The sequence below is a fragment of the Micromonospora arborensis genome (genome assembly GCF_003205615.1).
Lineage (GTDB): Bacteria > Actinomycetota > Actinomycetes > Mycobacteriales > Micromonosporaceae > Micromonospora > Micromonospora arborensis.
Window position 1 is genome coordinate 46,279 of sequence record NZ_PYBV01000014.1, and the last position, 22,936, is coordinate 69,214.

Sequence of the window (22,936 nt, forward strand, 5' to 3'; positions counted from 1 at the left end):
GGTACGGCGTCTGGCCGGCGGCTCAGCCCTCGGGGCGGTGCAGCAGACCCACAGCGACATCGTGTACCGCGTCCAGCCCCGCCGGGTCGGCCAGTTTGACCGACGCGCCGGTCACCGCGTACCACTCGTCCGCGTCCTTGTACTGCACCCGGATGGTGACCTTGCCGTCCGCGTACTCGGTGCGCAGGGTCAGGTCGCCGGTGACGACGCCAACCTCATCGGTCATCACGCCGCCGGGGCCGGGGACGATGTCGGTGGTACGGCTCTGCGGGCCAGCCGAGCCGCCCGAATCCGCGACCATGCCGGCCCCCGGCACGGCGGCGGAAGCCTCGCCGGTGCCGTCCGCGGTCATGCCGGCGGCGGACGGGCCGCTCTCCCCGGCAGTGCTCACGAATCGCTCCCCACTGAACAGCCCTCCAACATCTCGGTCAGGGCGGTCTTCTCGGCGCTGGTCACCGTCAGCCGCCAGTAGTGCTTGACGGTCACCCAGCTTTCAGCGTACTTGCACCAGTACGACCGGTTAGCCGGCTTCCACTGCGACGGGTCCTGGTCACCCTTCGACCGGTTGGAGGACGCGGAAACCGCGAGGAGCTGCGGACGGGTGGTGTCGTTGGCGAAGTCACCGCGCTTCGCGTCATCCCACTCGTCGGCGCCCGAGCGCCACGCGTTGGCCAACGGCACCATGTGGTCGATGTCCACCTCGGAGGGATCGGCGGCGCTGCGGCCGTCGTACACGCTCTCCCAGCGCCCGTCGACCACGTTGCAGCCGGAGAGCTTCACCTCCTTGCCGTCACGCTGGAGGATGCTGTCCCGCACGTCGCAGTTCTTGCCCGTGTCCCGCCAGTGCGGGAAACGGTCCCGGCTGTAGCCCTTCATCGAGCCAGCGGTGGCGACGGTGAGCTGACCGAGCTGCTCCATGGCGCTGCCGCCGTCGCTCGGCGGCGGCGCGTCCGACTCGTCCGGCGGGACGCAACCGGCCACGCTGAGCGCCAGCGCCGCGGCGAGCGCGGCCACCGCCGCTCGCGGTCCTGATCTGGTACGCACAGACGACACCTCTCCAGCTTGCGGTCTCCCGGCGATTGCGCACAGTACCCGGGGATGGTTTCGGCGTTTCGTGGCGTCTCCCACATGGTGCAAGGCAGATTGGTGTGATGACCGCACCCGTACCGGCGCCCGCCCTCCGAATGGGCACCGCCGCCGGCCGGGGGACGCTGCTCGCCGCCGTCCTCGCCTCCGGCATGGTCTTCCTCGACACGACGGTCGTCAACGTGGCGTTGCCGAAGCTCGGGCAGGACCTCGGCGCGAACGTATCCGATCTCCAGTGGACCATCAACGGCTACCTGCTGATGCTGGCGGCGTTCGTGCTGCTCGGCGGCGCACTCGGGGACCGCTTCGGTCGGCGACGGATCTTCCTCGTCGGCGTGGTCTGGTTCACCGCCGCCTCCGTGCTGTGTGGGCTGGCCCAGGGTACCGGTTGGCTGATCGCGGCCCGGTTCCTCCAGGGTGCCGGTGGTGCGTTGCTCACGCCCGGGTCGCTGTCGGTGCTCCAGGCCAGCTTCCACCCGGATGACCGGGGCCGGGCCATCGGTGCCTGGGCCGGGCTTTCCGGGGTGTCCACCGCGCTGGGCCCCTTCATCGGGGGCTGGCTGATCGACGCGCTGTCCTGGCGCTGGATCTTCTTCCTCAACCTGCCGATCGCCGTGCTGGTGGTGCTGGCCGCGATGCGCTGGGTGCCCGACAGCAGAGACGAGAGCGCGTCACGGACCCAGGGGCCGGGACGGACCCGACGGCGGTTCGACGTCGGAGGAGCCCTGCTCGGAGCGCTCGCGCTCGCCGGCGTCACGTACGCCCTGATCGACGCGCCGACCCGTGGCTACGACTCGGCGCCGGTGCTCATCGCGGCGCTGGTCGGGGTGCTCGCCGCGGTGGCCTTCGTGTTGCTGGAACGGCGACGCGGCGACACGGCGATGCTGCCCACCGGGCTGTTCAGCAGCCGACTCTTCTCGGTGCTGAACCTCTTCACCGTGGTCGTGTACGCGGCGCTCGGCGGTTTCACCTTCTTCTTCGCCGTCTACCTGCAGAACGTGGTCGAATGGTCGGCCTTCCGCACCGGCATCGCGTTGCTGCCGATGACCCTGCTGCTGTTGATCGGGTCGGCCCGGGCGGGTGCCCTGTCGGCACGGATCGGCCCGCGACTGCCGCTGACCGTCGGGCCGGTGATCGCCGCGGTCGGTCTGCTGCTGCTGCGCGGCGTCGACCCCGGTGCGTCGTACTGGACGGACGTGCTGCCCGGGGTGCTGCTCTTCGGTATCGGGCTGACCCTGGTGGTGGCCCCGCTGACCGCGTCGGTGCTGGCCGCCGTGCAGGACCGGTTCTCCGGGGTGGCCAGCGGCTTCAACAACGCCGCGTCCCGCGCCGGAGGTCTGCTCGCGGTGGCGGCGCTGCCGCTGCTGGTCGGCCTCTCCGGGAGCGGGTACGAGCAGAAGGCCGAGCTGACCGACGCGTTCCGGGGTGCGATGGAGCTGTGCGCCGGACTGCTCGTGGCGGGCGCGGTGCTGGCTCTCGTGCTGGTCCACCGACCGCCCCGGACGCACTCGCGGTCGTAGCCCGGCGGTGTCGCCGAGCCCTCCGTGACCGGGCTGCGGGCAGGCGCGCAGGTGCCCGTCCAGCTAGGTTCATCCCTGACCGAAGGCAGCGCACACGAGGGTCACGCGACGGCAGCCCGAATCGGGATCGTCAATGCCCCAGGCGGGGGAGAAATGCTCGGAGGAATTGGCCCGCGCCCATCCGGGCGGTCGACGAACCGGCGCGGGGGAGCCACCCTGCTGATTCTGGCCACCGCAGTGCCCATGTTCCTGGTGTCGCTGAACAACCTGGTGGTCACGAATGCTCTGCCGGTCCTGGCTCGCGAGTTGGCGAGCGGGCCGGACCGGCTGCAATGGATCATTCACGCCTACTCGTTGTCCTTCGCGGGACTGCTGCTCACCGGTGCCGCATTCGGCGACCGCTTCGGACGTCGGCGGCTCTTCACCGTGGGAATCGTGATCTTCACCGTCGGATCGGCGGTGTGCGCGGTGTCCGGAACCCTCGGCATGCTGGTCGCCGGACGGGTCGTGCAGGGCACCGGCGCGGCGGTCGTGTTCCCCCTCTCGCTCACCCTGCTGGCCAACGGGGTGGCCGACAACAGGCGGGCGATGGCCATCGGCCTGTGGAGCGCGGTCAACGGTCTCGGCGTGGCACTGGGACCGCTGATCGGTGGCGCGGTCACGGAGTCCTTCGGCTGGCCGGGCATCTTCTGGATCCTGGTGCCGATCGGTCTCGTCCTCATTCCGATCGCCCGCCTGCTCCTGCCGGAGAGCGCCGGCCCGGACCGCGACATCGACCTGCTCGGTGTGCTGCTCGCCTCGGCGGCGGTGATGGCACTGGTCTGGAGCATCGTGCAGGCCGGCCAGGAAGGCTGGGGGAGCGCCACCGCATTGAGCGGGTTCGCAGCGGCCATGCTGCTGGTGTCACTCTTTGTCGGCTGGGAACGGCGGGCGGCCGAACCGTTGCTGCCGCTCTACTTCTACCGCACCCGGGCCTTCGTACTGAGCAATCTGGTCGCCCTGCTGATGTTCTTCGGCGTCTTCGGCGCCCTGTACTGGCTGATGCAGTATCTCCAGGTCGTCCTGGCCTACTCACCGCTCGACGCCGGGATCCGGACCCTGCCCTGGACCGCCATGCCGATGCTCGTCGCGGTGCTGGCCGGCTTGGTCACCGGCCGGGTGGGCGCCGGCCGGCTGATGGCGGCGGGGCTCGTACTGGAAGCGGTGGCACTGGGCTGGAGCGCCGCCATCATGGACGCGTCCGTGCCGTACGGCCGAATCGTTCCGGCCCTGCTGCTCGGCGGGATCGGCATGGGACTGATCTTCGCGCCGATGACGGAGGCGGTGCTGGCCTCGGTGCACTCCGACGACCGGGGCAAGGCGTCCGGCGCCAACGCGACCGTCCGTGAGCTGGGTTTCGCGCTCGGGGTGGCGGTCCTGACCACCGTGGTGACCCGGACCGCCGGCCCGCTGACGGGTGGCACGGAATTCGTCGACGCGGTGCGCCCCGCCATCTGGCTCGGCGCGGCCGTGGTGGCCGTCGGAACGTTCGCCGCCCTGGCGCTGCCCCGCCACGCCCCCGCGGCCACCGGACGAGGGCTGCACGCCACCGTCAGAGCGGGAGCCACGCCCTGACCGTCGCGCTCGACGCTGGGTCGGGCCCTCGCACCGGCAGCCGGCGGACCCGGTAGGAGGCGGCCCGCAGTGCGAGCCGCCTCCCGTCCGGTCAACGTCGAGCGCGGTTCACGGCGCTGGTGACCGCCTTGATCGAGGCGGTGACGATGTTGGCGTCGGTGCCGACACCCCAGACCGTCCGCCCGTCCACCTCACACTCCACGTACGCGGCTGCCTGCGCGTCACCACCGGAGGAGAGCGCGTGCTCGTGGTAGTCGAGCACCCGCACGCCCACCCCGACCGCCTCCAGCGCGTTGACGTACGCGTCGATCGGGCCGTTGCCGACCGCGACGAGCGAGCGTTGCTCGGCGCCCACGCCGACCTGGGCCTCGATCTCGACCTTGCCGTCGGTGGTGCCGATCGAGTAGCTGGCCAGCCGGACCGCCGGGTTGGGCTGGTGGTCGAGCAGGTAGTGCGTCGCGAAGATCTCCCACATGGTGCCCGGGTCGACCTCGCCACCGTCGTGATCGGTGACGTGCTGCACCACCCCGGAGAACTCGATCTGGAGCCGGCGGGGCAGGTCCAGTTGGTGCTCGCTCTTCATGATGTACGCGACGCCGCCCTTGCCGGACTGCGAGTTGACCCGGATGACCGCCTCGTAGGTGCGGCCCAGGTCCTTCGGGTCGATCGGCAGGTACGGCACGGCCCAGGTGTGCTCGTCCAGCGGTACGCCGGCCGCCTTGGCGTCGGCGGCGAGGGCGTCGAAGCCCTTCTTGATGGCGTCCTGGTGGGAGCCGGAGAAGGCGGTGTAGACGAGGTCACCCGCGTACGGGTGTCGCTCGTGCACCGGCAGTTGGTTGCAGTACTCGACGGCCCGCCGAATCTCGTCGATGTTCGAGAAGTCGATCATCGGGTCGATGCCCTGGGAGAAGATGTTGAGCCCCAGCGTCACCAGGTCCACGTTGCCGGTGCGCTCGCCATTGCCGAACAGGCAACCCTCGATGCGGTCCGCGCCCGCGAGCAGGCCCAGCTCGGCGGCGGCGACCCCGGTGCCCCGGTCGTTGTGCGGGTGCAGGCTCAGCACCACGCTGTCCCGGCGTGGCAGGTGCCGGTGCATCCACTCGATCGAGTCGGCGTACACGTTGGGCGTGGCCATTTCGACGGTGGCCGGCAGGTTGATGATCAGCGGCCGGTCGGGCGTCGGGTCGATCACGTCGATCACCCGGGAGCAGACCTCCAGCGCGTACTCCAGCTCGGTGCCCGTGTACGACTCCGGCGAGTACTCGTAGAAGATGTCCGTGTCCGGGGTGTGGATCTCGGCGTACTTCTGGCAGAGCCGCGCCCCGGTCGTGGCGATGTCGGCGATGCCGTCCTTGTCCAGGCCGAAGACCACCCGGCGCTGGAGGGTGGACGTCGAGTTGTAGAAGTGCACGATGGCCCGCTTCGCACCGCGCAGCGACTCGAACGTCCGGTCGATCAGGTGCTCCCGGCACTGGGTGAGCACCTGGATGGTGACGTCGTCCGGGATCATGTCCTGCTCGATGAGCTGCCGCACGAAGTCGAAGTCGGTCTGGCTGGCCGACGGGAAGCCGACCTCGATCTCCTTGTAGCCCATCTGCACCAGCAGCTGGAACATCCGGCGCTTGCGCTCGGGCGACATCGGGTCGATCAGCGCCTGGTTGCCGTCACGGAGATCCACCGCGCACCAGCGCGGGGCGGCGTCGATGTGCCGGGTGGGCCAGGTGCGGTCCGGCAGGTCGACCCGGAACTCGTCCCGGTACGGCTGGTAGCGGTGGTACGGCATCCGGCTCGGGCGCTGCCGGGCGATCGGATCGGTCTCGGTGTCGGTGACAGGTTGAGCCATCTCAGAGTGCTCCCTGGAACATGTGGCGTCAGCAGATCGGAAGGTGTCGGCGAGATGCCGGGCGGCGATGCGCGGCGGTGCCGATCGGAAAGCTCAGATGTGCTGGACGGCGCGATGCGACTCCGCGACGAGGTGCCGGCCGATCAGGCCTCGTCGCGGCGGCTAAGGAGAAGAAGCGCCCGCCACATGACCATGTGACCCTACGTGATGGAAGGGGAGGTGTGAAGGCAGGTCCGGACTATGGGACCGGCGTCATGTCCGGGTCCGGGGCCTCGGCACCCAGCCTCGGCGTCCGTTGCGCCCAGGCCACGGCGGGCACGATCGCCGCCGCGACCAGCACGAAGATCGCTGCCGTCGGTAACCAACCCCACCCGCCGGTGGTCACCCCGAGTGCGGTCAGTCCGGCCGGCGCGATCAGGTACTGGAGCTGCACGCCGAGTCCGAGCGCCCCCACGTACGCGCCGCGCTCGCCGGCCGGCGGCAGAGTGGCGGTGAGCCCCCAGGTGCCCGCCGACTCGATCAGCTCGGCCAGGATCAGCAGCAACGCGGCGGCCACCAGCACCACGACGGTGAGCAGGCCCCGGGTGACCGCGGAGATCGGCAGTACCAGGCAGGACAGGGCGACGAGCAGCCCACCCCGGCGGGAGGCCCGTGCCGCGCCCGCCGCGGTGTCCGCGCCCCGGCTGACGCGTACCTGGAGCAGCACGATCAGGACCGTGTTGAGCAGCACCAGCCCGGCGATCACCGTCTTCGGGGCGTCGGTGTGGGTGAGGATCCACAGCGGCATGACCGTCAGGTAGAGCACCCCGTGCGCGGTGAGCAGCCCGGACAGCAGGGACACCACCATGAACGGGCGGTCCCGCAGCACGGCGAGCCGGCTCATCGGCTCCGCCCGTCGGGCCACCTGCGGCAGCCGAGGCAGTCGCCGCACGAAGAGGGCGGTCACGAGGAAGACGGTCGAGATGAACCAGACCATCCCCCGGTACGCCGTGATCGTGTCTACCGCCAGCACCACGCCGCTGATCACCGCACCGAGCCCGAAGCCGACGTTCAGCGACGAGCGCTGGTACGCCATCGCGGTAACCCGTTCGGCCGGGGGGACCGCGTTGATCGAGTAGACCTGCCGGGCCACGCCGACAGCGGCGTCCACGCCGGCCAGCGCCACCACCACGGCGAGGAAGCCGGCGAAACCGCCCACGAAGGGGTACGTCGCGAACAGCGCCGCGTTCAGCACCGACCCCACCACCCAGACGCGCTGCGGTCCGTACCGGTCGGTGAGCCCGCCCAGCGGCACCGTGCCCAGCAGCGACACCCCCGCCGCGATGGACAGCCCCAACCCGACCTGGGCGGCGCTGAGCCCCAGCGCCCGGGTGAAGAAGACGGCGCTGCCGGCGTGGAACAGTCCGCTGCCGACGGCGGCGACCATGGCCTGCATGGCCAGGGCGCGGGTCAACCCGGCCGGCGGTACGACGTCTCGGACGGCGGTACGAATGGTTTCTCTGGCCCCCATGGCTGGGAAGTGAACCGTGTCCCCACAGGGTCGGTCGAGCCTTTTAGGCTGGGCCGAATCCTGCTTCCGGGGGTGCGTGTGTCCGAGTTGCGGTTCAGCCTGGCCGATGTGGCGGGAGTGCGGCTCGCCGTGTCACCGGTCAACGAGACGGTCATGAGCATGTGGGCGCTGGCCAAACCGGTCCGCTACGCGGTGCACCTGCCCTGGATCGACCGGGCCCGGGTGACGTTGCGTCGTCCCGAGGTGGCCGACCGGGTCCGACCTCTGGTGGGGTTGGTCGTGCCGGGTCGCTGGCTGCCCGACTTCCTCACCCCGGCGGCCCGACCGAACGTGGAGTTGGCCGAGCAGCTCGACCAGATCGCCGCGACGCCGCCGGCCGTGGTGGTCCAGGACCTGCTGTCGACCACCTGGCAACGACCGCTGAGCCCGTTCGGGCAGGCGCTGCTCGCCGACCCGGGCGGGCTGCTGCCGCAGGTCGTCGAGGCGGTGCGGGTCTGGTACGAGGAGGCGATCGCCCCGGACTGGCCGCGGATGCGGGCGCTGCTCGACGCCGACGTGGCGTACCGGGCCGCCCAGCTCGCCGAGAGCGGCGCCGGCCGGTTCTTCGAGCAGCTCCACCCGAGCCTGCGCTGGCACGGCGACCGGGTGATCAGCGACGACACGTTCGAGCGGGACTTCGACCTCCGCGGTCGGGGGCTGGCGCTCAACCCGACGGTGTTCACCGAGCGGCACGTGCTGTGGAACCTGCTGGAGGACTCGCTGCCTGCCGGCGCGTACCCGGTTCGTGCCCTCGGGACGCTCTGGGAGGCGACCGCGCCGCCGCCCGGCGACCCACTGGGACGCGTGATCGGTTCGGGCCGGGCCGCGCTGCTGCACCTGCTCGAGACCGCGGTGACCACCACTGACCTGGCCCGACGCGCCGGAATGTCCGCCGGAGGTGTCTCTCAGCACCTGGCCGCGTTGCACGCCGCCGGCCTGGTTTCCCGGTCCCGACAGGGTCGGCACGTCCTGTATCGCAACACCGAGGTCGCGGCAGCCCTTCTTCGCGCCAGCCGCGGCGAGTAGGCCCGCCAACCGGTCAGCCGAGCAGGAGTTCGGCCAGCGGTCGACGGCGGCGCAGGCCGGTCTCCTCGGCGACGAGGTCGGCCGGGAGGCTGAGCGGGTCACCGAGTTGCCCCACCGCGAGCACCGCGTACGGCCGCACGTCGGCGGGGAGGTGCAGGTCGGCGGTGAGTCCGGCGCGATCCACGGTGAGGACCTGGCGCACGTGCAGCCCGAGCGCGGTGGCCTGCACGGTGAGATGGGCGACCGCCTGGCCCAGGTCGTACGCGACCCCGTCGGCTGGCGCGGCGTCGGGCGCGGTGTCGCCGTCGACGTGCGCGGCGAGCAGCAGAGCGGCGGCACGGTGTGCCCAGCGTTGGTCGCGCTCGGGCAGGTTGACCAGAATCCGCTTCCAGGTCTCGTCGTCGCGGTGGCCGAGGGTGAACCGCCAGGGTTGGCGGTTGCCCAGGGACGGCGCCCAGCGGGCGGCCTCCAGGAGGAGGGACGCGTCCGTCGCGTTCACCTCCTCGGTGGGGTGGAACGCCAGCGGACTCCAACGGTAGGCGAGCAGGGGAGTGAGGTCAGCCATGCTCTGGATCGTCCCGTATGGGCGATTCGCCCTTTAGGGGCGGGGTGACCAGATGTGGGCAAGGGCACCCGTAACGGGATAAAGATCAGGGCGTTCCCGCGCTCGGGCTGTCCGACGGATCAGGGGTCGGGGGCGCGGCGGTGTCGAGCGGGTCCCGGTCGACCACCACCGGACCGGCCAGCTGCACGGTGGCCGGTGCCGGCCCGGGCGCTGCGGCCAGCCTCAACGTCCCGGCCCCGGTCCGGACACCGGTCGGCGTGCCGTCCCGGTCGTAGCAGTAGATACCCACCTCCAGCGGGGCGTTCAGCGACGCCGAGGTGGAGTCCACCGAGTAGCAGGTGCCGGTGAGGCCCTTGGGCGGGCTGGCGGGGGCCACCGCCAACGGCGCGCGCCGGTCGGTGAGCACGTCCAGCCAGTCGGTGAGCGGATGCTGGACCCAGGGGTCCGACCGGCGTGGGATCGCGTCGTCGCGGTCACCGAGGCGTACGCAGCTCGCCGACTCCGGTCGGCCGGCCGACGGCAGGGCGCACTGGAACAGCCCGTCGGTCGTGGCGGCCATCGAGATGTCGGCGGCACCACCCCACGCGCCCCCCGGCACGTCGACCCGCCAGCTTCCGTCGTTCGCGCTGGTGAACGAGATCGTCCGGTCCGGTCGACCCGCCTGGCCGTACACGTACTGCGCCACCAGGTGGCGGTCCTGCGCAGCCGCGGCCAGGGCGGCCAGCTCGTCCCGTGCGGCGTCCACCGCGACCGGAGCTGGATCGGCGGGCGGCGGGGTCGGCGGCTGCTCGCCGGTGCAGGCGACCAGGAGAGCCGGCAGGGCGAACATGAGCGGCCCGAGCACGCGGCCGGCCGAGCGGATGAGGACGGGCACCGGCCCATTCTGGTGGGTACGGGCGGTCGATGGGCACCGGCGCGTACCGGGTTCGTCCGGCGTGTCGGGCTTGGTCGTCCCGACGTACCGCCGGACCTGGTGGGACCGGCCCGGCCGGCCCCGCGCGGGCCGGATGGTGGGATCACCTGACCCGACGTCGTTACCTGCCGGATACCCTCAAGGGGTCTGACACGCGCCGCCGGCCCCGGTTCCGGCGGCGTCGGCACGCTCAGGGTCGCTTGGAGGGAGTGCACCGTCGTGGCACTCGTGGTGCAGAAGTACGGCGGGTCCTCCGTCGCCAACGCCGAGCGGATCAAGCGGGTGGCCGAGCGCATCGTCGCCGCCCGCAAGGCCGGCGACGACGTGGTGGTGGTGGTCTCCGCGATGGGGGACACCACCGACGAGCTGCTCGACCTGGCCAACCAGGTCAGCCCGCTGCCGCCGGGCCGCGAGCTGGACATGCTGCTCACCGCCGGGGAGCGGATCTCCATGGCGCTGCTCGCCATGGCCATCCACAACCTGGGGTACGAAGCCCGCTCGTTCACCGGCTCGCAGGCCGGCGTGATCACCACCTCGGTGCACGGGCGCGCACGGATCATCGACGTGACGCCCGGGCGGCTCAAGGGCGCGCTCGACGAGGGGTCGGTGGTCATCGTGGCCGGCTTCCAGGGTGTGTCGCAGGACACCAAGGACGTCACGACGCTGGGCCGGGGTGGTTCGGACACCACCGCCGTGGCGCTCGCCGCGGCCCTGCACGCCGACGTCTGCGAGATCTACACCGACGTGGACGGCATCTTCACCGCCGACCCGCGGATCGTGCCCAATGCCCGGCACATCCAGCACATCACCTACGAGGAGACGCTGGAGCTGGCCGCATGCGGCGCGAAGGTGCTGCACCTTCGTAGCGTGGAATACGCCCGTCGGGCGGGGTTGCCGATCCACGTCCGTTCGTCATACTCGACCAACACCGGCACGATGGTCACCGGATCGATGGAGGACCTTTCCGTGGAGCAGGCACTGATCACCGGGGTCGCGCACGACCGCAGCGAGGCCAAGATCACGATCGTCGGGGTGCCCGACGAGCCGGGTGCCGCCGCGCGGATCTTCGACACCGTCGCCAGCGCCGAGATCAACATCGACATGATCGTGCAGAACGTCTCCACCGAGGGCACCGGCCGGACGGACATCTCGTTCACCCTGCCCAAGGCCGACGGTCCGACCGCGATGGCGGCGCTCAGCAAGATCCAGGAGCCGGTCAAGTTCAAGGGCCTGCTCTACGACGACCACGTCGGCAAGGTCTCCCTGATCGGCGCCGGCATGCGCTCGCACCCCGGTGTGGCCGCAGGCTTCTTCGCCGCGCTCGGCGCAGCCGGGGTCAACATCGAGATGATCTCCACCTCCGAGATCCGGGTCTCCGTGGTCTGCCGGGACACCGACCTCGACGCCGCCGTCCGCGCCATCCACGACGCGTTCGAGCTGGGCGGAGACACCGAAGCCGTGGTCTACGCGGGGACGGGTAGGTAGCGCCGATGACGGCGCTGCCCACCCTCGCCGTGGTCGGAGCAACCGGTGCCGTCGGCACCGTCATGTGTGAGCTGCTCACCGGACGCCGCAACGTCTGGGGTGAGATCCGGCTGCTCGCCTCCGAACGCTCGGTCGGCCGCCGGGTGCGCTGCCGGGGTGAAGAACTCGTCGTCCAGGCACTCACCCCCGAAGCGTTCGACGGGGTCGACGTGGCGATGTTCGACGTGCCCGACGAGGTCTCCGCCGAGTGGGCACCGATCGCCGTCTCCCGAGGCGCGATCGCGGTCGACAACTCCGGCGCGTTCCGGATGGACCGGGACGTCCCGCTGGTCGTTCCCGAGATCAACCCCGAAGAGGTCCGCAACCGGTCCCGGGGCATCATCGCGAACGCCAACTGCACCACCCTCGCGATGATCGTCGCCGTTGCGCCGCTGCACCGCGAGTACGGCCTACGGGAACTGGTGCTCGCCTCCTACCAGGCGGTCTCCGGGGCCGGCCAGGCCGGCGTCGACATCCTGCACGACCAGCTCACCAAGGTCGCCGGCGACCGCGCGCTCGGCTCGCGCACCGGCGACGTCCGCCAGGCGGTCGGCGACGACCTCGGCCCGTTCCCGGCCCCGCTCGCGCTCAACGTGGTGCCCTGGGCCGGTTCCCCGGCAGACGACGGCTGGTCCTCCGAGGAAATGAAGATCCGCAACGAGTCGCGGAAGATCCTCGGCCTGCCCGACCTCAAGGTGTCCGCCACCTGCGTCCGGGTGCCGGTGGTCACCGCCCACTCGGTGGCCGTACACGCCGTCTTCGGCACCGAGGTGGACGCCGAGGGCGCCCGCGAGGCACTGCGCAACGCACCCGGGGTGATCCTGGTCGACGACCCCGCGGCCGGGGAGTTCCCGATGCCTATCGACGCGGTCGGCACCGACCCATCCTGGGTCGGCCGGATCCGCCGCGCCCTGGACGACCCCCGCGCCCTCGACTTCTTCGTCACCGGCGACAACCTCCGCAAGGGCGCCGCCCTCAACACGGCCCAGATCGCCGAACTCCTCGCCAAAGAGCTGAGAACCCCCTAACCCGCGCCCGCCCGGCGCTCGCTTCGTCCTGCCCTGCTCGGCTCGGTGCTCGTCTCGCCCTGCTCGGTGCTTGTCCTGCGCTGCTCGGTGCTCGTCTCGCCCTGGCCGGTGCTCTGCCCTGGCCGGTGCTTGCCTCCCTCTGCTCTGCCCGGCGCTCGCCTTCCTCGTGCTCGCCCCGACCCCTCGCGCCGGCGATCTTGCAGTTTCTGTCAAGACAAAAGGGGCAAGGGCGGCGAATCGACGGCCGAAAATGCAAGATCGCGGTCCTGACGCGGTCCCGGTGCTCTCGGGGTGCTGTCCTGCTCGGGGGGTGCGGGGGTGTGGGTTGATCATGGTGTTGTGTTGGGCGGAAGGTGCCGTCATGCCCGTTTTGCGTGGGCGCCACGGCTTCATGATTGATTGACCTGGGGAGTGCGGGGCGGTGATCGACTCCATGTCGGCGACGTGGCGGTATCTGTCGGGGGAGATGCCGCCACATCGGCGATATGGAGTCGATCATGATCATCGTGCGGTGATCGTCTTGCTGTGATCCACACCGGATCGCCGATACAGGGTGCCCCGTGCCGAGGATGCCCCCACATCGGCGACTTTGAGCGGCTTAGTTGGTCTGTCTGGTTGGCACCGGGGACTGTGGGGAGCGCGGGCGAGCGGGCAGTGCGAGCGGGCAGTGCGGGAGGGCAGCGCGGGAGGGCAATGCGGGAGGGCAGTGCGGGAGGGCAGTGCGGGAGGGCAGCGCGGGAGGGGAGTGCGGGCGGGAGGGAGGGTGGGCGGGGGTTATGCCGCGGACAGGTGTACGCCGTCTCGGCCTTGGCGTTTCACCGCGTACAGGGCCTGGTCGGCTCTCCGTAGGGTGCGATCGGGGGACTCGCCAGGGCGAGGCAGTGCGACGCCCACGCTGATCGTGCGACCGATGCGCCGGGCTGCCTCGGTCAGCCGTTCGGCAATCCGGACCGCCTCCTCGGGGCGGCTCACCTCGATCACCGCGACGAACTCGTCGCCGCCGATCCGGTACAGCTCGTCGCCGTGCCGAAGCGCCCCCTCCAGTGCCCGGGCCAACCCGACAAGCACCTGGTCGCCGGCCTGGTGGCCGTACGTGTCGTTGACGGTCTTGAAGCCGTCCACGTCGATCGCCAGCAGGGCCGTACGCCCCGGGGTGGCCGCCGCGATCCGCTGGCCGAACGGGCCGGTGTGCCCCAACCCGGTCAACGGGTCGGAGCTGGCCTGTTCCCGCAGCCGGGCCAGCGTGCGGAGCCGGTCCAGACTCGTCCAGGCCTGCCCGGCGAGCAGTTCCATCAGGCTGACCGTGGTCGGGTCCGGGCGCAGTGCGCGTTCGTCGGCGACCAGGAGCACACCGCCGGCGTCCGGCGGCCCGACCGGGACGGCGACGAGTGTGTGCACCCCTGCCCGGGTCAACGGCCGGTAGTCCTCGGTCGGGGGGTGCCCCGCCTCGCCCAGCGTGTACCCGGCGCCGTACCGGTGTGCCCGGTCGACCATCCGGTCCAGGGCGGCCGGACCCGCCTCGGTCAGCTCGGCGCGGATCCGGGTTTCCAGGTCGCTCGGCGCCACCGGGGGCGGACCGAGCTGACCGGCGATCAGGAGAACCGCGGTGGAGAGGGTGGAGACCTCCCGGGCGGCGCATGCCGCCGCGGCGAGTACGTCCCCCTCGGTCGGCGCGGAGGTGAGCGCGGCGGTGTGCCGGAGCAGTTTCTCACTGCGGCTCTCCGCCGGTGGGCCGCCGAGCGCGGCGATCCGCGCGCCGAGCCGGTTCGCCAGCCGCTGCGTGGTCTCCCGCCACGGCTCCAGGTCGACCGGCTCACTCCACTGCAGGTCGAGCACGCCGATCGCCCGGCCCGCAGGGTCCAGCAGCGGTACGCACAGCTCGGCGGCCACGTCCGGGCGTACCGGTAGGTAGTCCGGGTCGACAGTGACGTCCGGTACGACGGCGGGGGTGCCGGTGGCGTACACCCGCCCGACGATGCCGGTCCCCGCCGGCACGGTCGCGAAGACCTGCCAGGCCCCGGTCGCCGCGACGCAGCGCAGGCGGTCGTGGACCGCGAGCAGCACGGAGATGGTCGCCGAGGTGTGGCGGGACAGCGCGGTGACCGTCCACCGGCAGGCCTCCAGCGCGCTCGACGCCATCGGCAGGCGGACGGTGACGTCACGGATGACTCGCTGATGATCCACTCGCACGTCGTTCCAGGTAGGGGACAGGCCCGGCCGGCGCCGAGCCGCGCGATCAAGCGTACTCACGGCGGCGGGGTCGGCCGGGCTTCGTACACACGTGCTATCCACAGGCTGTGGACGCAGCCTGTGGGCGGGGCCCTCGGGACGCCGCAATCGGCGATAGCGTGGAGCTCCCGGCGCCGAGGAGGCGAGCCCATGCTCATCGCCCAGCTCAGTGATCCGCACCTGACCACCGGCCTGCTCGCCGCCCAACCGGCCGCCGGGCTGCACCGTGCGCTCGGCCGGGTGCTGGCGTTACGGCCCCGACCGGACTGCGTGGTGATCACCGGCGATCTGGTCGACCACGGCCGGCCCGACGAGTACGCGGCTCTGCGCGAGCTGATCGGCCAGTTTCCGCTGCCGGTGCACCTGGTCCCCGGCAACCACGACGACCGGGAGTCGCTGCTCGACGCGTTCGGGGGCACACCGTGGCTCGGGGGCGGCTTCTCCGCCTACTACCACGTCGACCACGAGGCGGCGACGGTCGTGGTGCTCGACTCGCTCGTGCCCGGCAGCGACAGCGGCCGACTCGGCGAGGAGCAGCTCGGCTGGCTCGACGGGGTGCTGGCCGGGCGGCCCGAGGTGCCCGCCGTGGTCTGCCTGCACCATCCGCCGGTAGCGGTCGGTATCCCCGTGGCCGACTCCATCCGGCTCGCCGATGGTGACGCGCTCGCCGAGGTGATCGGTCGGCACCGGCACGTCGTTCGGGTCGCCGCCGGCCACCTGCACCGCCCGGTCACCACGGGGTACGCGGGCACGGTGCTCACCGTGGCGCCCAGCACCTGGAAGCAGAGCACGCTCACCATGAGCGCCGACGAGCAGATCGGTTGGGTCGACGAGCCAACCGCCTTCCTGTTGCATCTGGTCGAGGCGGGCGGCTGCGTGACACACACCGTGCAGGTCAGCCACTCCGCCGGCCAGACCTGCGGCTTCTGAGGGCACCCGTCGCTGACCGCTGACCGCCCCGGGCCGTCAGGCGAGCAGGAACTCGCGTAACGCGGGCGCGAGCGTGGTCGGCGGCACCTCGTGGTAGCCACCGTCGAGGCTGATCGACCGGCCGCCCGGGACCGCCTCGGCCGCGGCACGGCTCGCGTCGCGCAACCACTGCGGGCTGCCCGTGCTGTCCACGGCGAGGGTCGGCGCGGTGATCGCCGCGAGCCGGTCGGTGGGCATTCGCCCTCCCGCGGTGACGATCTCGTCGTACGGCAGGGTGTGCGCGATCGCGGTAAGTGAACTCCACACCGGTTGGGCCTTCATCTCCGTGATCATCTCGGCCGGCAGCCCCACCGAGGTGCTGAGGAAGGTCTCCACCGCGCCGTCCCGGTCGTCGGCCGCGATCAGCTCGATGAGCTGCGCGGTGGTGTCCTTCCAGACCCCGACGTGCGGCCCCACTTGAAACGGTGGCTCGAACAGGACCAACCCGGTCACCGGCAGGCCCTGTGCGGTGGCGAGGGCGGCCAGGACGGCGCCGGAGGAGATCCCGTAGACAGCGGCGGAAGCACCAGCCGCCGCGATCAGGGCGGCCAGATCGTCGATCTCGCGGCCGATCTCGTACGGTGCGGTGTCGCCGCTGTAGCCCCGACCTCGGCGGTCGTAGCTGAACACGGTGAAATCCGGTGCCAGCGCCGCACCGATGTCGCGGGTCGTGTTGCGGTCGCTCAACGCGCCGCCGACCAGGATGATCGCGGGCCCGGTCCCGGACCGTTCGAACGCGATGGGCGTGCCGTCCGCCGATCGCACCTGCTCCACCGCCGGTGTCGTCCCGCTCACGATGCCGCCTCCGTCCGCGCTGGCTGTCCCGTCCTTTCTAGACCCCGGGACCGACAATGTCCGGCAGATCGCATCGAACGGCTGTCGATTGAGGTCCAGCCCCACCCACGGCCCTGATGTGCTGCCTGGGTCGACCGGTCGGCGTCCGGATGAGAGGCTGTCGGTGCAGGCGGCCATCCCCAACCGCCGCCATTCGCGATCGATCCTTCCGACGGCGTCGGTTGGCGGCCCGGTCGACCCAGAGGCCGGGCCCCGCACGCGCCGATTCTCACGAGGAGATTCATGTCCATACCCGGATTGCGTCGGGCCGCCGTCGGTCTGACCGCGTTCGCGGTGGCCGCGTTCGGCGCGGTCGCCACCAGCCCCGAACAAGCCGACGCACGGCCGAAGCCGGTCGACGTCAGCCTGCTGGCTCTGAACGACTTCCATGGCAACCTCGAACCGCCGAGTGGGTCCAGCGGCACCATCGCCGGGCAGACCGCGGGCGGCGTCGAGTTCCTGGCCACCCACCTGGCCGAGCTGCGCGCCGCCGCCAAGAAGAAGAACACCATCACCGTCGCCGCCGGTGACCTGATCGGCGCGTCCCCGCTGCTCTCCGCCGCGTTCCACGACGAGCCGACCATCGAGGCGCTGAGCATGGCCGGGCTGGACTACGCCAGCGTCGGCAACCACGAGTTCGACGAGGGCGCCGCCGAGCTGCTCCGGATTCAGAACGGCGGCTGCCACCCGGTCGACGGCTGCGCCGACGGCACCCCGTACCGGGGCGCCGGCTTCCGGTACCTGTCCGCGAACGCCTTCAAGACCGCGACCGGCAAGCCACTGATGGCGCCGTACGCGATCCACAAGGTGCAGGGCGTCAAGGTCGGCTTCATCGGCATGACCCTGGAGAACACCCCGGAGATCGTCAGTCAGCAGGGCGTCGCCGGCCTCAGCTTCGCCGACGAGGCGGACACCGCCAACCGGTACGCTCGCGAGCTGCGCCGCCAGGGCGTACAGGCGATTGTCGTGCTGTTGCACGAGGGTGGCACCCAGGCCGCGACCGGCGGGATCAACGACTGCGTCGGCATGACCGGGCCCATCGTGGACATCACCAACCGGATGGACCCGTCGATCGACGTGGTGGTCAGCGGGCACACCCACCAGGCGTACAACTGCGACATCAACGGCAAGCTGGTCACCAGTGCCAGCTCCTTCGGTCGCCTGATCACCAACATCGACCTCAAGATCGACCGTCGATCCGGTGACATCATCTCCGCCGCCGCGGAGAACGTCGTGGTCACCCGGGACGTGGCCAAGGACCCGAAGCAGACCGCACTGATCGACAGGTACAAGACCGTGCTCGGCCCGGTCGCCGGTCGCCAGGTCGGTGAGACCAGCCAGGCGATCACCCGGAGCCAGGAAACCCTCTTCGGTACGAGTCTGGGCGAATCGCCACTGGGCAACCTGATCGCCGACGCGCAGCTCGCCGCCACCGACGACGAACAGGGGGCGGTCGCCGCCTTCATGAACCCGGGCGGGGTCCGGGCCGACCTCGACGCCGGCCCGGTCACCTACGAGGAGGCGTTCACGGTGCAGCCGTTCGCCAACAACCTGGTGACGCTGGACCTGACCGGTGCACAGCTCTACTGCGTGCTGGAGCAGCAGTTCGTCACCGGCCGCACGCTGTACCCGTCGGCGACGGTGGGCTACGTGGTCGACCCGGCCGGCACCACCGGCACGGTTGCCGACCCGTGCGCCGGCACCCGCGTGGTCCGGGGCAGCCTCACCATCGGCGGCACCACGGTCGACACCGCCGCCACCTACCGGGTGACGGTGAACAACTTCCTGGCCGGCGGCGGTGACGGCTTCAGCGCCCTCACCGGCGGGACGAACCTGGTCACGGCCCAGATCGACCTGGACGCCTTCGTGGCGTACCTGACCGCCCAGTCGCCGGTGTCCGCGCCGGCGCTGGACCGGATCCGGACCACCGCCGAGGTCCCCGCCGCCTGACGGCCGACCCCGCGATATCGGGCCCCGGAGCGGATGCTCCGGGGCCCGTCCCGTCCCGTCCTTGCCGACCCCGCCTGCCGCCTGCTGGCCGCCGCCCTCACCTGCGGCGAGCGGTTGCGGTTGCGGCTGCGGGGTCAAGATCGCGCTCGAGCCAGGAAGTAGTGGCATTGCAGCGCGGTCGAGGCCACTACTTCCAGGATCAAGCGCGACACTTGCGGTGCGTTGGGGTGCTGCGGCGCGGCGCGGCGTGGGGTCAGGCGGTGGCGGCGGCGGGGGCCGGGGTGGTGGGCACCGGCTCGGTCGTCGCGCGGCCGTCCTGTTCGGGACTGAGCAGGCGGCGCAGGGAGAGCGCGATCAGCGAGGCGACCAGGCAGCCGCCGACCACCGTCGCCACCCAGACCCTGCCGTTGGCGGCGCCCATGAGCGGGCCGGCGGTCACCGGGCCGATCACTCCGCTGATCCCGAAGATCATTGAGCTCATCGCGTTGTACCTGCCACGTAGCTCGTCCGTGGCCAGCGCGTTGGTCAGCGCGGGCATCACCGGCGACAGCATCGTCTCGCCGAAGCCGAAGATCGCTGAGCAGGCCACCACGCACAGGGCGGCGAGCAGGGCGCTTTCACCGTTGACCAGGCCCGCCGCGCCGAGGACCAGCCAGGCTGCGGCGAACACCGCCCCGACCACGGCCAGTGCCCGGGTGCGGCTGCGCCCCTCGATCCGGCGGATCACCAGCAGTTGCGCGAGCACGATCATCACGGTGTTGGCGGCGAGTGCCCAGGCCACCACCCGCGGGTTCACCTCGGCCACCCGCACCGCGTACGCGGCGAAGCCCACCTCGATCTGCGCGTACCCGCAGGTGGTGAGGACCAGCCCGAAGATCACCAGCCGCCGGAACGGGCGGTCGCGGAGCACGGTCAGGTAGCCGCCGGGCGACGGCTCGTCGGTGCCTCGACGGCTGCCGAGCCGGTGGCCCACTGCGGGCAGGGTGAGCAGGATCAGCGCCGGCATCAGGTAGGTCAACGCGTCCAGCAGGTAGATCGTCTGGAAGGTGCCGGGCCGGGCGGTGTCGACGATCGCGCCGGAGGCCATGCCGCCGATGCCGATACCGAGGTTGAGCAGGGCGAAGTTCAGCCCGAAGACGCGTTGCCGCTCACCGTCGTCGGTCAACGACGCGAGGATCGTGTTCTGCCCGGACCAGATCGCCGAGCTGCCGATGGCGATCACCGTCATCACCAGCAGGGCCGACCCGGTGGAGTGGACCAGCGCGAGCGAGCCGGTGCCGACCGCCTCGATCAGCAGGCAGGGCAGCACCACGCGACGGGCGCCGATCCGGTCGATCAGTGTGCCGCCCAGCGGCGACAGGGCCAGGGTGACCGCGCCGTACCAGCCGATGACGAGCCCGGCGCGCGTGTCGGTGAGCCCGCGTACGTCGGTCAGGTAGATGAACAGGAACGGCAGGGTCAGGCCGCGTCCGATCGCCGACAGGAGGGTGCCGAGCATGATCCGGCGGGCTTCCGAACGGCGGGGCAGGGCACGACGCAGCATGTTCGGCATTCTCTTGGCCAGGTGTGACACCACGCGAACCGTTTTGGCCGGTCCCCGCTCTCGCTGGGACCGTCAAGTGACCAATCGCACGATGATCCACTAGGCGCGGCAGCGATCCGTCGGTGTCCGCCGGGTCTGGGATGCTGGCCCGATGACCGGCACCTGGCGACACCTCCCCGCTACCGCCCGCGCGATCGCGGTGACCGCCACCACGGCCGTCGCTGCCGCCCAGGCACGCGACGGACAGGCCTACGACGACGCGGTCGGCGGGCTCGCCGCGGACGAGCGGTCCGGCCTGGTGCTCGGCGCGGTGGTTCGGCTGCTGCTGGAGGAGAGCCATCCGGAAGGGCTGACCGGCGACGACATCCGCCAGGTGTTGACCCGCTGCGTGCAGGGCGCGGCGCGGTGGCGTGCGGACGTGGACCCGCACGTGGTGCTCGTTCTGCTGGCCGGCGCGCTGGGGGTGTACGACCCTGAGGGTGACGAGTCACCTCCGGACGCGTCCGCCCTGGCCCGGCATGCCCCGCTGCTGGTGGCCGACCTGCTGGCGGCGACCACTGTGCCGTTGGACGACTACCTGGCCGCCGCGTTCGCCGAGATCGAGCGCACCGAACTGCAGGACTGACCGGCGGGGGCGGCCACACGAGCGGCCGCCCCCGTCGGACACGTCAGGCGGTCGAGGCCGCCACGTCGAAGTAGTACCAGTTGGGGTAGTCGCTGACCGTCCCGTCCGCGCGGACGGCGTAGACGGTCAGGTCCGTGAACCCGCTGGCCGTCGGTGCCCAGGTGATCGTGGCCCGGCCGTTCGCGTCGGCCGCCACCTCGGTCGCCTCGGCGTTGTTGAAGCTGTAACGGTAGGCCGTGGTGTCCGTCCAACCCGGCGGCGGTGAGAAGGTGAAGGTGCCCTCGACCCCCACCCCGCCGACCGGCGAACCGTCAGGCGAGTAGTAGACGTCGGACTTCACCCCGGGGCCGGGATCGAAGTACGCCTCCCAGCGGCTCTCCGGTGACACGTACCCGTTGTCGCTACGGCTGCGGACGGTGAGTCGGTGTCCGTTCGGGTTCGTGGCGACGAAGCTGAAGAAGGCCGTCCCATCCTCCTGGGCGTCCCGCGTCTGCGGCTCTCCGCCATCGAGGACGAACTCGTAATCCCGGACGGTGACACCGGGAGCCGGGATGAACTTCAACAACACTTCCTGGCCCCACTCGGGCCGACCGCTCTGCACCTGCACCTGTGGCTCGCCCGAGGCGACGAAGGTGCTGTACGTCACGGTCTCCGAGACGTTGCCCGCGAGGTCGATGGCGCGCACGCTCAACCGCTGCGGGCCGGAGCGAAGCGGATTGATGGTCACGGTCGCCGACCCACCCGGGGTCTGCAAGCGCACCGCTCCGGGTTGGTCGAGCGGGTTGTGGCACTCCCACTGGCCGTGGTCACCGCTGGCCGAACAGCCGTGGACGCCCAGGCCGAGCCAGGAGTACTCGAAGCCGGCGACGTCCTTGTTGCCGTTGCCGGAGAACGTGAAGATGCCCGGCACACCGACCGGCCCCCACTCGCCGGTGGTGTCCGGCGGGTAGTTGGACGAGGTGACGGTGGGCGCGCTGGGAGCGGTGCGGTCATGGGTGAAGAAGCACTTCTTCGACCAGGGCGAGTAGTCCGCGCCGTCGGTCACCCGGGCCTGCCAGACGTACGACTTCCCGTCGGTGAGGGTGCCCTCGGGCAGGTTGACGGTGTTGGCTCGGCCGGACTGGCCGTGCTCGCCGGTGAACACCTGCCGGGCCTCCGGATTGGCCTTCGGCCAGATGGCGACCTCGGTCTTGACCGAGCGCTCGTCGTACTCGTCTGCGTCGGTGCCGACCGCCTGCAACGTGCTGGCGGACCCGCCGATGCGCGGATAGGGGGCCAGTTGGGTGCAGGGCAGACCACCGTTGTACAGGTGGGCGTTGTCGATCTGCGGCACCGAGTTGAACTGGGTGCTCAGCTGGACGCCGCGGTAGGGGTGGAATCGCCGGCCGTAGGAGGCGTCGCTCTCGTACTGCTCCGGGACCCGGATCTCGAAGGTGATGTACCGCTGCCGGTGTGCCACCGCGTCCTGCACCGCCGCGCCGACGTCGAACGTGATGATGGCACCGGGGCAGATCTGCGGAGGAGTGAGCACCTCGCCGAGCTTGGCGAGTGGTGCGGGCGGCCGGTTCCAGGTCGGAGTCGAGGTGACCGGCTTCGTCCGCCAGATCTCGACGGCCCGCTTGCTGCAATCGGCGACGCTGCGCTCGTCGAGGAAGACCTTGGCACCGTAGATCTTCTTGCCCTCGTGGGCCGAGAGGTCGTACGTGGCGTACACCCGGGAGGTGTGGCTCTTGCCCGCGTCGTCCTGCCAGGTGCCGAGCGGAATGTTGGTGTTGCTGTCGATCGGGTACGCCTTCTTCGGCGTCGCCGAGTCGGTCCAGCCGACCTGCACGGCCGGCGGGTCGTCGTAGTGCGGCGCCGCGACGGCGGCACTCGCGGTGGAGATGAGACTGAGCCCGCTGAGGCCGAGCGTCAGCGCGAGTGCGCTGACGACGGCACGGCGTGGCCTGAATTTGATCACAGTGGATGGTCCTCCCCGTGTGCCATCCGCCTACTGAACGGATGATCATGCCGCATCAAATCCTGGATGGCGTCGGGCGGCAACAGCCTTTCGGCCGGCTTGGTAGCCGGCCGAAAGGATCGGTGATCTTCCGAGCAGTGCCGACAGGGCGGCGGACC

Annotated in this window: 18 protein-coding genes; 8 read left to right on the plus strand and 10 right to left on the minus strand. The window is 71.1% G+C overall.

Features of this window, described 5'->3' with window-relative positions; translation table 11 throughout:
* Positions 1-22: 22 nt before the first annotated feature.
* Complete coding sequence (locus C7C45_RS11665) at positions 23-490, minus strand: hypothetical protein (RefSeq protein WP_425271131.1); 468 nt, start codon at positions 488-490, stop codon at positions 23-25.
* Positions 388-1,044: an HNH endonuclease family protein gene (locus C7C45_RS11670; RefSeq protein WP_110563647.1), complete on the minus strand. Its 657-nt coding sequence runs from the start codon at positions 1,042-1,044 to the stop codon at positions 388-390. The genes C7C45_RS11665 and C7C45_RS11670 overlap by 103 nt, the downstream gene beginning before the upstream one ends.
* A 107-nt stretch (positions 1,045-1,151) precedes the next feature.
* Between C7C45_RS11670 and C7C45_RS11675 the strand changes: the two genes are divergently transcribed.
* Entirely contained in the window at positions 1,152-2,606 is a 1,455-nt protein-coding gene (locus C7C45_RS11675; protein ID WP_110563648.1) for an MFS transporter, read from the plus strand.
* 153 nt (positions 2,607-2,759) lie between these two features.
* Positions 2,760-4,220, plus strand: a complete 1,461-nt coding sequence (locus C7C45_RS11680; protein WP_110563649.1) for an MFS transporter — start codon at positions 2,760-2,762, stop codon at positions 4,218-4,220.
* Positions 4,221-4,311: 91 nt separating this feature from the next.
* On the opposite strand, the gene leuA is transcribed toward C7C45_RS11680, so the two are convergent.
* Together leuA and C7C45_RS11690 are read right to left on the minus strand one after the other, a co-directional pair.
* On the minus strand, positions 4,312-6,063 hold the full coding sequence (gene leuA, locus C7C45_RS11685; RefSeq protein WP_110563650.1) for a 2-isopropylmalate synthase: 1,752 nt from the start codon (positions 6,061-6,063) through the stop codon (positions 4,312-4,314).
* 238 nt (positions 6,064-6,301) lie between these two features.
* Positions 6,302-7,573, minus strand: coding sequence for an MFS transporter (locus C7C45_RS11690; protein WP_110563651.1), 1,272 nt, complete (start codon positions 7,571-7,573; stop codon positions 6,302-6,304).
* A 72-nt stretch (positions 7,574-7,645) separates the two neighbouring features.
* On the opposite strand from C7C45_RS11690, the gene C7C45_RS11695 reads away from it, so the two are divergent.
* Positions 7,646-8,638, plus strand: coding sequence for an ArsR/SmtB family transcription factor (locus tag C7C45_RS11695; protein ID WP_146247309.1), 993 nt, complete (start codon positions 7,646-7,648; stop codon positions 8,636-8,638).
* Between the two features lie 13 nt (positions 8,639-8,651).
* On the opposite strand, the gene C7C45_RS11700 is transcribed toward C7C45_RS11695, so the two are convergent.
* Positions 8,652-9,203 carry a nitroreductase family protein gene (locus C7C45_RS11700; RefSeq protein WP_110563653.1) on the minus strand — a complete coding sequence of 184 codons (552 nt, stop codon included), beginning with the start codon at positions 9,201-9,203 and terminating at the stop codon, positions 8,652-8,654.
* 85 nt (positions 9,204-9,288) lie between these two features.
* Positions 9,289-10,077 (minus strand): hypothetical protein, encoded by a 789-nt coding sequence (locus C7C45_RS11705; RefSeq protein WP_244200337.1) that lies wholly within the window; start codon positions 10,075-10,077, stop codon positions 9,289-9,291.
* A 258-nt stretch (positions 10,078-10,335) separates the two neighbouring features.
* On the opposite strand from C7C45_RS11705, the gene C7C45_RS11710 reads away from it, so the two are divergent.
* Complete coding sequence (locus C7C45_RS11710; protein WP_110563655.1) at positions 10,336-11,601, plus strand: aspartate kinase; 1,266 nt, start codon at positions 10,336-10,338, stop codon at positions 11,599-11,601.
* A gap of 5 nt (positions 11,602-11,606) precedes the next feature.
* Complete coding sequence (locus C7C45_RS11715) at positions 11,607-12,668, plus strand: aspartate-semialdehyde dehydrogenase (RefSeq protein WP_110563656.1); 1,062 nt, start codon at positions 11,607-11,609, stop codon at positions 12,666-12,668.
* A gap of 774 nt (positions 12,669-13,442) precedes the next feature.
* Here C7C45_RS11715 and C7C45_RS11720 read toward each other — a convergent pair.
* Entirely contained in the window at positions 13,443-14,852 is a 1,410-nt protein-coding gene (locus tag C7C45_RS11720; RefSeq protein ID WP_110563657.1) for a sensor domain-containing diguanylate cyclase, read from the minus strand.
* A 195-nt stretch (positions 14,853-15,047) separates the two neighbouring features.
* Here C7C45_RS11720 and C7C45_RS11725 point away from each other — a divergent pair, with 195 nt between their 5' ends.
* Positions 15,048-15,827 carry a phosphodiesterase gene (locus C7C45_RS11725; RefSeq protein ID WP_110563658.1) on the plus strand — a complete coding sequence of 260 codons (780 nt, stop codon included), beginning with the start codon at positions 15,048-15,050 and terminating at the stop codon, positions 15,825-15,827.
* A gap of 36 nt (positions 15,828-15,863) precedes the next feature.
* Here C7C45_RS11725 and C7C45_RS11730 read toward each other — a convergent pair whose 3' ends face one another.
* The gene (locus C7C45_RS11730; protein ID WP_208641135.1) at positions 15,864-16,661 is read right to left on the minus strand and encodes an alpha/beta fold hydrolase; all 798 of its coding nucleotides are present in this window, start codon (positions 16,659-16,661) and stop codon (positions 15,864-15,866) included.
* Positions 16,662-16,943: 282 nt separating this feature from the next.
* Between C7C45_RS11730 and C7C45_RS11735 the strand changes: the two genes are divergently transcribed.
* Entirely contained in the window at positions 16,944-18,650 is a 1,707-nt protein-coding gene (locus tag C7C45_RS11735) for a bifunctional metallophosphatase/5'-nucleotidase (RefSeq protein ID WP_110563660.1), read from the plus strand.
* Positions 18,651-18,903: 253 nt separating this feature from the next.
* Here C7C45_RS11735 and C7C45_RS11740 read toward each other — a convergent pair whose 3' ends face one another.
* A complete protein-coding gene (locus C7C45_RS11740; protein ID WP_110563833.1) occupies positions 18,904-20,193 on the minus strand; it encodes an MFS transporter in 1,290 nt (429 codons plus the stop codon).
* Positions 20,194-20,344: 151 nt separating this feature from the next.
* Between C7C45_RS11740 and C7C45_RS11745 the strand changes: the two genes are divergently transcribed.
* Entirely contained in the window at positions 20,345-20,818 is a 474-nt protein-coding gene (locus C7C45_RS11745; protein ID WP_110563661.1) for a hypothetical protein, read from the plus strand.
* Between the two features lie 43 nt (positions 20,819-20,861).
* On the opposite strand, the gene C7C45_RS11750 is transcribed toward C7C45_RS11745, so the two are convergent.
* Positions 20,862-22,778 carry a hypothetical protein gene (locus tag C7C45_RS11750; protein WP_110563662.1) on the minus strand — a complete coding sequence of 639 codons (1,917 nt, stop codon included), beginning with the start codon at positions 22,776-22,778 and terminating at the stop codon, positions 20,862-20,864.
* Between the last annotated feature and the right edge of the window lie 158 nt (positions 22,779-22,936).